General features: G+C 66.5%; 9 protein-coding genes. 6 read left to right on the top strand and 3 right to left on the bottom strand.

Translation table 11 applies throughout. From position 1 onward, the window contains the following. Positions 1–7: 7 nt before the first annotated feature. Positions 8–817: a carbon-nitrogen hydrolase family protein gene (locus tag BKX93_RS00725; protein WP_070978166.1), complete on the bottom strand. Its 810-nt coding sequence runs from the start codon at positions 815–817 to the stop codon at positions 8–10. After that, positions 814–4,656 (bottom strand): YhdP family protein, encoded by a 3,843-nt coding sequence (locus tag BKX93_RS00720; protein WP_186009473.1) that lies wholly within the window; start codon positions 4,654–4,656, stop codon positions 814–816. The genes BKX93_RS00725 and BKX93_RS00720 overlap by 4 nt, the downstream gene beginning before the upstream one ends. A gap of 100 nt (positions 4,657–4,756) precedes the next feature. Between BKX93_RS00720 and glnE the strand changes: the two genes are divergently transcribed. The 6 genes from glnE (at position 4,757) to BKX93_RS00690 (ending at position 11,245) form a co-directional block, all read left to right on the top strand. Then, the gene (glnE, locus tag BKX93_RS00715) at positions 4,757–7,441 is read left to right on the top strand and encodes a bifunctional [glutamate--ammonia ligase]-adenylyl-L-tyrosine phosphorylase/[glutamate--ammonia-ligase] adenylyltransferase (RefSeq protein WP_070978163.1); all 2,685 of its coding nucleotides are present in this window, start codon (positions 4,757–4,759) and stop codon (positions 7,439–7,441) included. 111 nt (positions 7,442–7,552) lie between these two features. Beyond that, a complete protein-coding gene (locus BKX93_RS00710; protein WP_046155762.1) occupies positions 7,553–8,476 on the top strand; it encodes a branched-chain amino acid transaminase in 924 nt (307 codons plus the stop codon). A 99-nt stretch (positions 8,477–8,575) separates the two neighbouring features. Beyond that, positions 8,576–8,776 carry a zinc-finger domain-containing protein gene (locus tag BKX93_RS00705; protein WP_021475366.1) on the top strand — a complete coding sequence of 67 codons (201 nt, stop codon included), beginning with the start codon at positions 8,576–8,578 and terminating at the stop codon, positions 8,774–8,776. Between the two features lie 122 nt (positions 8,777–8,898). Further along, on the top strand, positions 8,899–9,936 hold the full coding sequence (gene waaF, locus BKX93_RS00700; protein ID WP_046155761.1) for a lipopolysaccharide heptosyltransferase II: 1,038 nt from the start codon (positions 8,899–8,901) through the stop codon (positions 9,934–9,936). 1 nt (position 9,937) lies between these two features. Then, positions 9,938–10,528: a TetR/AcrR family transcriptional regulator gene (locus tag BKX93_RS00695; protein ID WP_046155760.1), complete on the top strand. Its 591-nt coding sequence runs from the start codon at positions 9,938–9,940 to the stop codon at positions 10,526–10,528. Positions 10,529–10,600: 72 nt separating this feature from the next. Next, positions 10,601–11,245 carry a hypothetical protein gene (locus BKX93_RS00690; protein ID WP_046166484.1) on the top strand — a complete coding sequence of 215 codons (645 nt, stop codon included), beginning with the start codon at positions 10,601–10,603 and terminating at the stop codon, positions 11,243–11,245. Positions 11,246–11,631: 386 nt separating this feature from the next. On the opposite strand, the gene BKX93_RS00685 is transcribed toward BKX93_RS00690, so the two are convergent. Next, positions 11,632–13,581 carry a helicase-related protein gene (locus tag BKX93_RS00685; protein WP_046166483.1) on the bottom strand — a complete coding sequence of 650 codons (1,950 nt, stop codon included), beginning with the start codon at positions 13,579–13,581 and terminating at the stop codon, positions 11,632–11,634. Between the last annotated feature and the right edge of the window lie 60 nt (positions 13,582–13,641).

Genomic DNA, 13,641 nt, shown 5'->3' with positions numbered 1-13,641 from the left:
CGTTCTTTCAGCGTATGGCCCGGTGCGCCAGAGCCGGCAGGCGGCCCCGCACCGAGTGTATCAATTCGGGATCGATCTCGGCGGTGACCACGCCCTCGCCGTCCGGCAGCTCGGCGAGGATGCGCCCCCACGGGTCGATGATCATCGAGTGGCCGTGCGTCCGTCGGCCGTTTTCATGCGTTCCGCCTTGGGCGGAGGCGATCAGGTAACACTGGTTTTCTATCGCCCGGGCCCGCAGCAGCGGCTCCCAGTGCGCTTCGCCGGTGGTGGCGGTGAACGCCGCCGGCAAGATCAGCAGGTCGAACGGCGCCAGCATCCGGAACAGCTCCGGGAAACGCAGGTCGTAGCAGATGCCGAAGGCGATATCCGCCAGCGGCGTCTCCGCCTTGGTCGGCGTCGCGCCCGGACGTATGGTGTTGGACTCGCAGTAGCTCTCGCCCTGTCCGGTGAAGCCGAACAGGTGGATCTTGTCGTAGCGCGCCGCCACCTCTCCCTGCGGATTGTAGAGCAGGCTGCTGTTGAGCACCTTGCCCTCTTCCTCGCAAAGCAGCGGCACGGTGCCGCCCAGCAGCCACAAACCATGGCGGCGCGCCATTTCCGACAGCGCCTGCTGGATGGGGCCGTTGCCGAACGCTTCGCGCAGGGCCACCTTGTCGGCTTCCTTGGCGCCCATCAGGCAAAAATACTCCGGCAGCACCGCCAGGCTGGCGCCGCGCGCGGCGGCCTCGCCCAGCAGTTGATCGGCGCGGGCCAAGTTGGCCTCCAGGCCGCAGCCGGACACCATCTGCACGGCGGCGGCGACGAACTTCTGCTTCATGGTTTCTTCCCCTTGATCTGGACCGGATCGCCGACGTTCACCCGCTTCACCTGCGGATCCTTCAGCGAACCGCTCACCTCGTATTCAAGCGACAGTATCTTGCCCACCGGGTCCTGCAAAACCTTCTGCGCGGCCAGGGTGGCGATTCCCACCACCGGGTTCAGCAGGGCCGCGCCGGCCGCCAGCGCCACGCTCTCGGCCACGTGCGGCACCACCTTCACTTTCAGCGCCTGCGTTTCGCTGGCCAGATCCACGCTGCCGGCGATATTGACTTCGGCGGACGGGCTCTTCATCTCCACCTTGTCGGAACGGAACACGCCATCGCGCACGCTGGCCTTTCCCTGCAGAGTATCAAAGGCGAAGCCGTCGCTGAAGACGTCGGTGAAATCCAGCCGTATCCGCCGCGGCAGCGATTGCAGGCTCAGCGCGCCCAACAGCCGTGCCGCGCCGGGGTCTACCTTGGCGAAGCGGCCGTTCTTGAAGTCCAGTTCCATCTGTCCGGACAGGTGGGCGGCATCCAGATCGCTCAAGCCGCCCGGCCAGCTCAGCTGCCCCGCCAGCCGGCCCTGGCCGTTGCGGAACACATCGCCCTGGCCAAAGCGGGCCAGCAATTTGCCGGCATTGCCCACATCCAGAGCAAAACGGCTGTCGACGCGCCCCGCGCCCTGCTCGTCCACCTGCATGCTGCCGGTCAGCGTGCCCTCCGGCGCGGCCAGCTTCAACGGGTCCATCCGCCACACGCTGCCGTCGCGGCGCGCCATCATGTCCAACTGGCCGATGCTGCGGTTCTGCAGCAGCAGCTCCCCTATGTGCACCTTCATCGCCGGCAACTGCTGCTTCAGCGACGACGGCGCGGCCCCGCTTTCGGCGCGCAGCGGCCAATTCAACGCCAGCCTGCTCAGGTCGGCATGCAGCTGGCCGCCGCCGTCGGCCAGGTAATCCACCTCGCCCACCGCTTCGCGCGAGCGCAATTGCGCGCTCCATTGCCCGCCCTGTCCGCGATGGGACACCCGGGCGCTGACCTGGTGCAAGGTGAAACCGGCGGCGGACAGCGCCGGCGTGTCCACATCCACCGTCAACGGCGCGCCGGACTGCGCGCCGCCCTTGCCGCCCGCGTCCAGCTTGGCGGCCCACGGCAGCCAGTCGTCCAGATCGATGCGCGGCTGTTGCAGCCTCAGCGCCAGTCCGCTGGCGGGAAACTCTCCGGGCTGGCGCCCTATGCCCAACGCGCCGGCCTGCAACTCGCCGTCCCCGCCCAAGCGCAAGCGCCCGGCCAGCAAATCGGCCAGCTGGAACTCCAGCCGCATGGCGCCGGCGAAGCGCGCCGGCGCAGGCTTCAGTTGCAGCTGCAATGGCAGCGCCGCCGCCGCCGTCTTGCCGAACGGCTTGGGCGCGTCCAGCGACAACCCCTGCAGGCTGGACGTCAATTGCAGGCTCTCCAATCCATCGCGGACCACGAACTGCCCGTCGAAACGGGAGCGGCCGCCGGCCAGCGGCGCGAGAGACGGCAGATACTGCTGCAGCACCGCTCGATTGTCGGCGTCGCCGGCAATCTCGAAACGCATGCGCTTGTCGGCGCCGGTATGGGCCGCCAGCCGGAACGGGCCGCCGAAAGCCTTCAGCTGCAATCCCTTGCTGTCCACGCCGCGCTCGGTGAAAGTCAGCCGCCCCTGTGCCGCGTCAAGCTCCGGCAGCGGCAAGCCGCCCAGCTTCAGAGAGTTGCGCTGGAAATCCAGATCGCCGCGCACGCGGGTGGAGTCGCTGCCGGCCAAGGGCACGTCCAGTTTCAGTCTCAGCGCCGCCTGACCGCTGGCGCGGATGCGGCCGGTAAAGCCGCCCAGCCAGCCGTCCACCGGGCTCTTGGTGGTGAAGGCCAGCATGCGGTCCAGCCGATCCTCCACCTTGCCGTCTATCTTCAGCCACGGCACATCCGCGCCCAGCTGGCCTATCTCCGCCGTCACCTCGCGCAGCGGCACGCCCACCGTGGTCGCCCGCTGCGCCAGCACCTGCATGCCTTCATTGTGGAAACGCAGCCTGGCGTCGATATCGTCGATCGCCGGCCAGCCTTGCTGGTACAGCAGCTTGGCCTTCTCGATATCCGCTTCGACCAGGAACTCTCCGCCCTTGCCGCCGGCGAAGGGAAACTTGTCCAGATCGCCAGACAGCTTCATCTTCAGATTGCGCGCCACGCCATCCTGCAAGCCTTGGCGCAGCCAGCGGGTCGTATGCTCTCCGACGTGATGGGGCAGATAGGCTGCGATCCGGACCGCCTTGACCTGCTCGATGCCGGCGCTCAGGTCCACGCTGCCCGAACCTTCGCCCGCGCGGCGGTAGCTGCCGCTCAGCTCGCCGCTCAGATCCGCGTTGGCGAAGGCCACCTTATGTAAATCGATGTCCAGCCGTCCTTGCTTCTGCTTCCACTCCACATCGGCGGACAGACGATCGAAAGGCAAAACCTGGGCGAATACCGCCGGATAATTGACTTCGGCCTTGCCGGTATCTAGCGCCAGCCGGCCGCCGGCTTCGCTGAACTCGATGCGCCCGGACACGCCGGACACGCCCGGCAGATCGGCGAACGGTTGCCAGCCCAGCGCCTCGAAACGGGTCTTCACCTTGAAGCTGGAAGGCGCCTCCGCCGCGCCTTGCCAGGCCAGCGTCACATCATGCAGCGCGCCGCGCGGCGAGAAGCGCGCGAACAGCGGATTGGCGTCCACGCCCAAGGCGTGGATGAGGGGCGTCAGATGGCCGACATCGACATTGTCCAGCGTCAGTTCGCCGCCGCCTTTCGCGCCAGGCTGCCACTGTCCCTTGATCGAGGACTTGTCGAAAGCGAGCCCGGTGGCGCTGGCAAGGGTCAGGTCGCTGGCGACGATCTTGTAGCTGCCGCCGGACTGCCGGTCCAGCTGCAGCTTGCCCTGCAATTGAGGCAACACCAGCTCGCGCGCGCTGGGCGGCGTGTAGGCGGCATTGCGCACGCTGACGTCGGCCAGCAGGCTGCTGACGCTGCCATCGGAGAACGACATCTCCAGCGTGCCGTCGCCTTCGCCCCGGTGCAGCACGCCCAGCTCCCGCATATAGCGCGACCAGACATCGGCGCGGGCGCCGTTGAGCGCCACCTTGACCGAACCCGACCACCTCTCCCAGCCGTTGATGTCGTCGCCGCGCCAGCTGGCGCTCAGCTGGAAGCCCTTGCCCAGCGTGGCCGCCGGCACGCCGGACAATTGCAGCCGGTGCCCCAGCAGATGCCGGTCCAGCGTCAGTTGGCCGCGCTGCAGGTCCAGCCGCGGGAGGCCCAGCCTTTCATCCTGCCAGCTCAGCCGGGCGTTCTGGATTTCCAGCGATGGCTGGCGCAGCAGCCAGTTGCCCAGCGCGTTGTCGCTGGACGGGCCGCTGGTGAGATCGAAGCCATTCAGATAGATGACGCCGTCGGCGCCTCGCCGCAACTCCACCGACGGGCCGTCCACGCGCATCGCCAGCCTCGGCTCCCAGGTCCACAGCGAGGTCCAGGACGGCTGCACCGTCACGCGGCTCAGCGTCAGCGCCTGCCCGGATACCGGATTGGCGATGGACACGCCGGACAATTCGAACTGGGGAGCCACGTCCTGCCAATGGCCGCTCAAGCGGCCGATGCTGACATGGTGTCCAAGCGCGCCGGACAGGGTTTGCTCCAGCCGGGGCCGGTATTGGTCCAGATTGGGCAACAGCCAGTACGTGAAAGCCGCGAACGCGGCGGACACCAGCGCGCAGGCCGTGAACAGCGACACGGCCAGCACCAGCAGGCTGCGCTTGACGACGCGCAGGACGTGGATATGGGACAACGGCGACGAGGGCTTTTTCAACAATGGCAAACCGTTACAATGGCGTTAGGAAAAACACGGCGCGAAACCGGCCGCAGCCGCCCCCGGCGCGGTGAGCCGCGCCAAGCCGTCCGGAGCTATTATGCCAGCAAACACGAGCGCTGCCATTGCCCGCAGTTGCGAGTTTTCCCAATATTTGCACCGTCTTCTGGCCGCGCGGCCGGAGGAGCGGAGCCGACTGGAGCAATGCCTTCGCCATCCCTTTTCCATTGAGGATATGCAGGCATTCGCCGACTGGCCAGCGCTGGATGCCCCCGAGGCGCTGGCGCCGGCCCTGCGCCGTCTGCGGCAAGCGGTGATGGCGCGGTTGATCTGCCGCGACCTGGAAGGCCTGGCCACGCTGGACGAAGTGGTGTCCACCGTCAGCCTGCTGGCCGAATTCGCCGTCCGCCAGGCGCTGGCCTGCGCCGCCGCGTCGCTGCCGCAATACGGCCGGCCCATCGGCGAGGACAGCGGCGAGCCGCAGCAGCTGATCGTGGTCGGCATGGGCAAGCTGGGCGGCGGCGAGCTCAACGCCAGCTCAGACATCGACCTGATCTTCATCTATCCGGAAGGCGGCGAAACCGACGGCGTCCGCAAGATCAGCAACCACGAGTACTTCACCCAGGTGGGCAAGCGGCTGATCGCGCTGCTCAACGACGCCACCGCCGACGGGCAGGTATTCCGCGTCGACATGCGGCTGCGTCCCTACGGCGACTCCGGTCCGCTGGTGATGAGTTTCGCCGCGCTGGAAAATTACCTGCTCTCCCAGGGCCGGGAATGGGAGCGCTACGCCTGGATCAAGGCCAAGGCCATCACCGGCGACGCCGACGGACTGGCGCAACTGGTCCGTCCCTTCGTCTACCGAAAATATCTGGACTACAACGCTTACGGCGCGATGCGCGAACTGCACGCGCAGATCCGCCGCGAGGTGGCGCGGCGCGACATGGCGGACAACATCAAGCTGGGGCCCGGCGGCATCCGCGAAGCCGAGTTCATCGCCCAGGTGTTCCAGCTGATACGCGGCGGCCGCGACCGCACGCTCCAGCTGCGCGGCACCCGCGCCACGCTGGACAGGCTGGCGGCGCTGCGGCTGCTGGAGCCGGCCGCGGTGGAAGAGCTGCAGGAAGCCTACGCCTTCCTGCGCAATCTGGAGCACCGGCTGCAGTACCTCGACGACCAGCAGACCCAGACCCTGCCGGAGGCGCCGGAAACGCGCCAAAAGATCGCCGCCAGCATGGGCCACGCCAACTGGCCCGCCTTCATGGCCGCGCTGGACGAGATCAGACGCAAGGTCAGCCGCCACTTCGAGCAGGTATTCATCCTGCCGAGCGAGGACAGCGCAGATCATCCGCTGTCCGAACTCTGGCTGGACGTGGCCGAACAGAATCCCGAAGCCCGGCTGGCCGGCCTCGGCTACGCCGATCCCGCATCCGCCGCCCGCCAGCTCACCGGACTGGCCCAGAGCCAGCGCTACCTGCAGATGCCGCTGGCCGGCCGCAAGAAGCTGGACGCGCTGATGCCGGCGCTGATCGAGGTGGCCGCGCGCTTTTCCAACGCCGACGACACGTTGTCGCGCATCATCGGCCTGATGGAGGCGATCAGCCGCCGCGCGTCCTATTTGGCGCTGCTGACCGAATACCCGCAGACGCTGCAGCGGCTGGCCTCGCTGTACTCGTCCAGCGCCTGGGTGTCCGCCTACCTCAGCCGCCACCCCATCCTGCTGGACGAGCTACTGGACGCGCGCGTGCTCTACGCCGCGCCGGAGTGGCCGCAGCTCTCCGCCCAGCTGGAGGCGCAGTTGGCCCATGCCGACGGCGATGTCGAAGCCAAGATGGACGCGCTGCGCCACTTCCAGCATGCGCAGACCTTCCGGCTGGTGGCGCAGGATCTGGCCGGCATGTGGACGCTGGAGGCGCTGTCGGACGAGTTGTCGCGGCTAGCCGACCTGGTGCTGGACGCCGCCCTGCGCCACGCCTGGCGCGACATCCCCTCGCGCCACTGCGAAGCGCCGCGCTTCGCGGTGATAGGCTACGGCAAGCTGGGCGGCAAGGAACTGGGCTACGCGTCGGATCTCGACATCATTTTCCTCTACGACGACGAACACCCCGACGCCCCCGACCTGTATTCCCGGCTGGCGCGCAAGCTGTCCACCTGGCTGACCAGCGCCACCGCCGCCGGCGTGCTGTACGACATTGATCTCCGGCTGCGCCCCAACGGCGCCAGCGGCCTGCTGGTCAGCTCGATCTCCGCCTTCCGCCAATACCAGGAAAACCAGGCCTGGGCGTGGGAGCACCAGGCGCTGACCCGCGCTCGCTTCGTCGCCGGCGACGCCGGCATCGGCGCGCAGTTCGAAGCCGAGCGCCACGCCATCCTCACCCTGGAGCGCGATCCGGCCAAGCTGCGCGGCGAGGTGCTGGCAATGCGCCAGCGCATGCTGGATTCGCACCCGGCCCACGACGGCGACGTGAAAAACGCCCGCGGCGGCATCATCGACATCGAGTTCATCGTCCAGTACCTGATCCTGGCCCACGCCAAGACCTTGCCCGCCCTCACCGGCAACACCGGCAACATCGCGCTGCTGGCGGTGGCAGCCGACGCCGGGCTGATAGACCGGCGGTTGGCCGAAGACGCGCGCGCCGCCTACCGGCTGTATCGCCGGCTGCAGCACGCCGCGCGCCTCAACGACAAGAAAGCGGTGGATGTCGACGAACCGCTGCGGGTGGCTTATGCGCAGGGCCGGGAGCTCTGGAGACAGGTTTTCGAGCAAGCGCTCGATTTTTCCTGATCCCGGGTTCACAAGTCCTCGGGCCGCGGTATACACTGGTCCATCAACACGGCTGCGGGCGCCCCGGCGCGACCCGCCGCCACACCAAGCACAACACAGGAGAAGACTGAGATGTCGATGGCTGATCGCGACGGATATATCTGGTATGACGGCAAACTGGTGGACTGGCGCGACGCCACCACTCACGTGCTGACCCACACCCTGCACTACGGCATGGGCGTGTTCGAAGGCGTGCGCGCCTATGAAACCCCGAAAGGCCCGGCGATCTTCCGCCTGCAGGACCATACCGAACGCCTGTTCCGCTCCGCCAAGATCCTGGGCATGGCCCTGCCGTTCAGCCCGGAACAGATCAGCCAGGCCCATCTGGACGTGGTCAAGGCCAACGACCTGAAGTCCTGCTATTTCCGTCCGATGGCCTTCTATGGCTCCGGCAAGCTGGGCGTGGCGCCGATGAAGAACGACGTGCAGGTCATCGTCGCCGCCTGGCCGTGGGGCGCCTACTTGGGCGAGGAAGGCCTGGAAAAAGGCATCCGCGTGAAGACCAGCTCCTTCACCCGCCACCACGTCAACATCACCATGTGCAAGGCCAAGGCCAACGGCAACTACATGAACTCCATCCTGGCCAACAACGAAGCCACCGCCGACGGCTACGACGAGGCGCTGCTGCTGGACGTTGACGGCTTCGTCGCCGAAGGCTCCGGCGAAAACATCTTCATCGTCCGCAAGGGCAAGCTTTATACTCCGGACCTGACCAGCGCGCTGGAAGGCATCACCCGCGACACCGTGGTGCAGATCGCCAAGGAAATGGGCCTGGAGCTGATCGAGAAGCGCATCACCCGCGACGAAGTCTACAGCGCCGACGAAGCCTTCTTCACCGGCACCGCGGCCGAAGTGACCCCGATCCGCGAACTGGACCGCCGCCCGATCGGCGCCGGCAGCCGCGGCCCGATCACCGCCGAAATCCAGAAGCGCTACTTCAACATCGTCAAGGGCCTGGACGCCGAACACGAACACTGGCTCACATACGTGAAATAAAACGGGTAATATCCGCACTGCGCGCCAGCAGCGACCGGTCACAGCCGGCCTGCTGGCACATGCATTTCGGACACCCGCTTGCCGCAACAAGGAATGACCATGGCAGAACAGAAAGAAAATACCGAACGCTATATCGAAGTCACCCAGCACGACCTGCCGCTGCACTGCCCGATGCCGGACATGAAGGCATGGAACTCGCATCCGCGCGTCTACCTGCCGGTGCACAAGACCGGCGAAGCCCTCTGTCCGTACTGCGGCACCAAGTACAAGCTGGTCGGCCCCGTCGGCCACCATCACTGAGCCCGCAGCCGGCCTCGATGGCAAAGGGTGTGGCCAGGGCCACACCTTTTTTGCTTGCCGCCGCCAAACCCAAGCCGCGCTGAACCGGACAGCCGGCTTGGGTTTGGAACCGGAAATACCGCATGAAGAAGAAAATCCTGGTCATCGGCCCTTCCTGGGTCGGTGACAGCGTAATGGCCCAGCCGCTGTACCGCCGCCTGCATCAGCGCCATCCCGGGCTGGAGCTGCACGTGTTCGCTCCGGCCTGGACCTTGCCGCTCTTGGCGCGGATGCCGGAAGTGGCCCAGTCCCACCTCAACCCCTTCGGCCATGGCGCGCTGCGACTGGTCGAACGCTGGAAGGTTGCCCGCCACCTGGCGCGCGAGCGCTTCGATCAGGTCATCGTGCTGCCCAATTCGCTGAAATCGGCGTTGATTCCGCTGTTCGCCGGCATCCCGCTGCGCACCGGCTTTCTCGGCGAATCGCGCTACGGCCTGCTCAACGACGCCCGCGAACTGGACGAGCAAGAACTGCCGATGATGGTGGAGCGCTTCTGCGCGCTGGCGGAAGATCGCAATCAGCCGCTGCCGCGCCCCATTCCCGATCCGCAGCTGATAGCCACTCCATCCGTCCAACGCCAGGCCGCGGCCAAGCTGGGCCTGGACATTTCGCGTCCCATCGCCGCCTTCTGCCCCGGCGCGGAATACGGCCCGGCCAAGCGCTGGCCCGCCCGCCACTTCGCCGAGCTGGCCAAGCGCTTCCAGGCCGCAGGCTACGCGGTGTGGCTGTTCGGCTCCGCCAAAGACAAACAGATCGGTGACGACATCGCGCGGCTGGCCGGCGACGCCGCCGTCAACCTGTGCGGCGCCACCGGCCTGGACGAAGCGATAGACCTGATGGGACTGGCCAAGCTGGCCGTATGCAACGACTCCGGCCTGATGCATGTGGCCGCCGCGCTGGACAAGCCGCTGGTGGCGCTGTACGGCTCCTCCAGCCCAGACTTCACCCCGCCGCTGTCGCAGCGGGCGGAGATCGTGTCGCTGAATCTGGACTGCAGCCCCTGTTTCGAGCGCAGCTGCCCGTACGGCCATACCGACTGCCTGGAAAAAATGCAGCCGGAACTGGTGTGGCAGGCTGCGCAGAGACTGCTCCCTTCCCTCGTCCCCCTCGCACAGGACTGACATGAGCGCCGTGGAATCCACCCGCCCTCCCGAGGAAAACAGCCGGCGCATGGAGCTGATCCGCGCCGCAGCCATCCTGTTCCGCGACCAGGGCTACGAGCGCACGACAGTGCGCGATCTGGGCAGCGCCGTCGGCATGCAGTCCGGCAGCCTGTTCTACCATTTCCGCACCAAGGAGGAGATTCTGGTGGCGGTGATGGCGCTGGGCATCGCCAGCACCACCGAACAACTGGCCGCCGCTCTCGCCGCCGCGACCGACACCCGCGACAAGTTGGCCGCGCTGTTCCGCGTGCACCTCCATTCGCTGCTGGGCGACAACCAAGCGGCGCTGGAGGTCATGCTGTACGAATGGCGCAGCGTATCGGAGTCGGCCAAGCCCGGCCTGGTGGTGTTGCGCGACCGCTACGAAATGCTATGGCAACAGGTGCTGGACGAAGCTGCCGGCGCCGGCCTGGTCAAGCAAGACACCCGGCTGCTGCGCCGCACGCTGCTCGGCAGCCTGCACTGGACCGTTCAATGGTATCGGCGCGACGGCGAGCTCGACGTGGATGCCCTGGCCCAGCGGATGTTGCAACTGGTACTGTTCGACTAGACAGGAAAAAACCTTATCAAAATAAGAAAAATGTTCTAATATCAGCGATATAGGAACATTGGGACCCTAGCCATGGCAAATATCGCGAGCGTAGGCTACCCCGCCGCGCAAACGCTCTATGCCGGGCAAAACACCCGGCAGGCGCAGACATCGGTGGAAAACGGCCAGGCCGCCGTTCAGAAAGCCACCAGCGAACCTCAAACCCAGACCGCGGTCCGGCAGAATCCAGACTCCGCCCGGGTTGAGCAACAACTGCAGCAGCAACTGACCAATAGCCGGGCGCAGCAGGCCGCTCAACAGGTTTCCGCTCAGCAAACGACCGCGCAAACCGCCGCCGCGCCTGCGAGCAAGGCCACGCTGGCCACCGCGCCGCAACCTGCGGCCGCAGCCGCGGCTGCTCCGGCCGTCAACGGCAATCCGCCTTCCGCCGCTGCGGCAGGCGCCGGCAACAACGCCGCCGCCAATAACAACGTGACAACCCAGGCTCCGGCCGCAACGCAAAACACGGCCCAGGCATCAGCCACGAAGCAGCAACCAACCCCCCCGGCATCGACGCCCGCCCAAACCGCGACCGAACCCGCGGCCCAGGCCACCCGCCCGGTAGAGCAGGCTCAGCGGCGCAACGGCAGCGGCCAGTTGGCGGTATCGCAATACCAGACCAACCAGTCCTTGCTGCAACCCAGCGTATCCAGCACCAATATCTCCACAACGGCCTGACTGCCCGCCGCCGGAAACGCAAACAGCAAAGCCCCGCAACAGCGGGGCTTTCATTTTCCAGCGGCATCCACGCAGAAGCAGGCTGGCAACGCATCGATGCCCTTTCCGGCCTTTCGCCCAACTGATCCGATAAATCTTCTTGTGATTGCTCAGCCGGCCATTGCTCCATAGATGCGCAGAACGCCATCTGGAATGAGCGGCGGTTCGCTGACGCGCAGCGTGATCATCGCGTGGTCTGGAGCTCACTCCAAGCTCCTTGCCGAGCTGGCGGCCCCTTCATGGCGCGCGACCGCCGGCAAGCCGTCCCATTGTGAGCCGCTTGCGCCGCCCGCCTCGGCTCCGAACAAAGCCTTGCCGGATATTCGTCAAGACTCGCCCCCGTCGATTCAGCGCTGGCGCCCCGCCCCGGATTTGCGCCTCATCGGTTCGCGCCCTCCTCGGCTCTTTCTCTTCTGCGCGTTCTGAGCCTGCAGCAGCGCATCGATGCGCTCGGACGTGCTCTGCATCAGCAGCTGCGCCATTTCGCCGTCCGGGAAGGTGTCCGGCATTCGGTAGCCCAGCCAGGCATAGGCGGCATACAGTTTGCAGCTGTCTTCCAGATATTGCAGCTCGTTGCGGCCGCCCGTTCCCATCATCCGCAGCAGCGGCGCGGTCTTGCTTCGCGCGCGCTGCTCGGCCCAGTCGTGCAGCGCGTTGTCCAGCATCGGAATCTTGGTCGATACCGGGCACAGGCTGAAAGTGAAGCGATCGGCCAGGCTCAGCGACAGGCTGTCCAGCCATTCCGCCTTCTCCATCTGGTCGGACAGATTGGCCGGCAGGAAGAATTCATCGTGCACATTGATGTGTTTGGCGAACAGGCCCAGCAGAGGCTTGAGTTTGGCCTCCCCGGTCGCCTGGGAAATGGCTTCCAGATATTTCAGGCTGGGCGCGACGAAAAAGCCGTTGTTCGGCAGCGGTTCCGCCTTCTGGCGCAGCAGCGCGCCTATGGTCTTGTGGGTAAGTCCGTCGAAGCCGGCGACGTAACCGGTTTCATGCTTGCCGAAGCGGCCGGCCCGGCCGGCGATCTGCTTGGCCAGCGGCGCGGCGACGATGCCCTCCGCGTAGCCGTCCCACTTGCTGGCGGTAGTGAAGATGATGCGCCGGGCCGGGGTATTCAAGCCCATGCCAATGGCGTCGGTGGCCACCACCACCTGGGTCTCGCCGGCGACGAAGCGCTCGGCCTGCGCCTGCCGCACCTCGGGCGACAGGTTGCCGTAGATGGCCGACACGGTCAGCCCCTGCTCGATCACCTTGTCGCGCCAGTTCAGCACCTCGCGCCGGGAAAAGGCGATCAGCACATCGCCCGGCTGCAGGTTTTTCAGCGACAGCAGCGGCGCCTTGTCCATCTGCAGCGCGGTCTTGCGCTCCAACGTTCGCACTTCCAGCGTGCCGCCGACGCGCGCCACCAGCGATTCGATCGCCTCGCGCGACTCCGGCGCGCCAACCAGGTAAATCGTCTGCGCCGGCACGCCGCACACGGCGGCGGTCCAGGCCGCGCCGCGGTCCGGATCGTCCAACAGCTGGATCTCGTCGATCACCGCCACTTCCACCTGCCGCTCCGGGTTCAACATCTCCACTGTGCTGGCGACGTGGGTGGCCTCGGGGTGCAGCTTGCGCTGCTCGCCGGTGATCAGGCTGACGGCGACGCCAGCCTGCTGCAGACGGGTGTAGTTCTCCAGCGCCAGCAGACGCAAGGGCGCGAGATAAACGCCGCTCTTGGCTTTCTGCAGATGCTCCATCGCCGCGTGGGTCTTGCCGGAGTTGGTCGGCCCCAGCACCGCGATGAAATGGCGCTGCATCGCGTAGGCGGTGGCGAACGACTCCGGGTACCGCGACAGGTTGACCGCGTCGCGGGTCTTGGCGGCGGCCTTGTCGGCGCTCTGCCGGCTGCGGGCGGCGGCCACCCGGTCCAGCGCGATATTGCAGCGCACTTTGGCGCGCTCGTACTTGGCCATGAAGGCGCTGAGCGCGCGCAGCGGATCTATGCCGTCCACCGCGAACACTTCGCGCGCGCAGGCGGCCAACTGGCCTTCCAGCTTCAACCGCGCGGCGTCGTTCCAGCGTTCCTTCACCAGCGCCAGCTTCGCCGCCCCGTCCAGCTTGCGCCATTTGCCGCTCTTGCCGAGAAAGCCTTCGTCCGGCACCAAGTGATACGGGACGCGATGGCCATCCAGGTCCAGTTCGCCATGCACCGATACCGCATGGCTGCCCTCGGTGGTGACGATGGTGGCGTTATGCTCGGCCAGGTAATCGTCCAGCTGGATCTCGGGCGGCAATGCTTCAAGGGTATCGTTCATGGCGGCTTTCGTTACGGTGCTAAAGGCGGGCGATGATAAAGCAGCCGGCGGCGACGCGCC

It is taken from the genome of Chromobacterium vaccinii (assembly GCF_001855275.1).
Classification (GTDB): domain Bacteria; phylum Pseudomonadota; class Gammaproteobacteria; order Burkholderiales; family Chromobacteriaceae; genus Chromobacterium; species Chromobacterium vaccinii.
This window is presented reverse-complemented; position numbering and strand designations above follow the sequence as displayed.

Bases quoted from the DNA above. Each gene is read 5' to 3' on its own strand.
- BKX93_RS00725 (WP_070978166.1), bottom strand. From the start codon at position 817: ATGAAGCAGAAGTTCGTCGCCGCCGCCGTGCAGATGGTGTCCGGCTGC.
- glnE (WP_070978163.1), top strand. From the start codon at position 4,757: ATGCCAGCAAACACGAGCGCTGCCATTGCCCGCAGTTGCGAGTTTTCC.
- BKX93_RS00710 (WP_046155762.1), top strand. From the start codon at position 7,553: ATGTCGATGGCTGATCGCGACGGATATATCTGGTATGACGGCAAACTG.
- BKX93_RS00705 (WP_021475366.1), top strand. From the start codon at position 8,576: ATGGCAGAACAGAAAGAAAATACCGAACGCTATATCGAAGTCACCCAG.
- waaF (WP_046155761.1), top strand. From the start codon at position 8,899: ATGAAGAAGAAAATCCTGGTCATCGGCCCTTCCTGGGTCGGTGACAGC.
- BKX93_RS00695 (WP_046155760.1), top strand. From the start codon at position 9,938: ATGAGCGCCGTGGAATCCACCCGCCCTCCCGAGGAAAACAGCCGGCGC.
- BKX93_RS00690 (WP_046166484.1), top strand. From the start codon at position 10,601: ATGGCAAATATCGCGAGCGTAGGCTACCCCGCCGCGCAAACGCTCTAT.
- BKX93_RS00685 (WP_046166483.1), bottom strand. From the start codon at position 13,581: ATGAACGATACCCTTGAAGCATTGCCGCCCGAGATCCAGCTGGACGAT.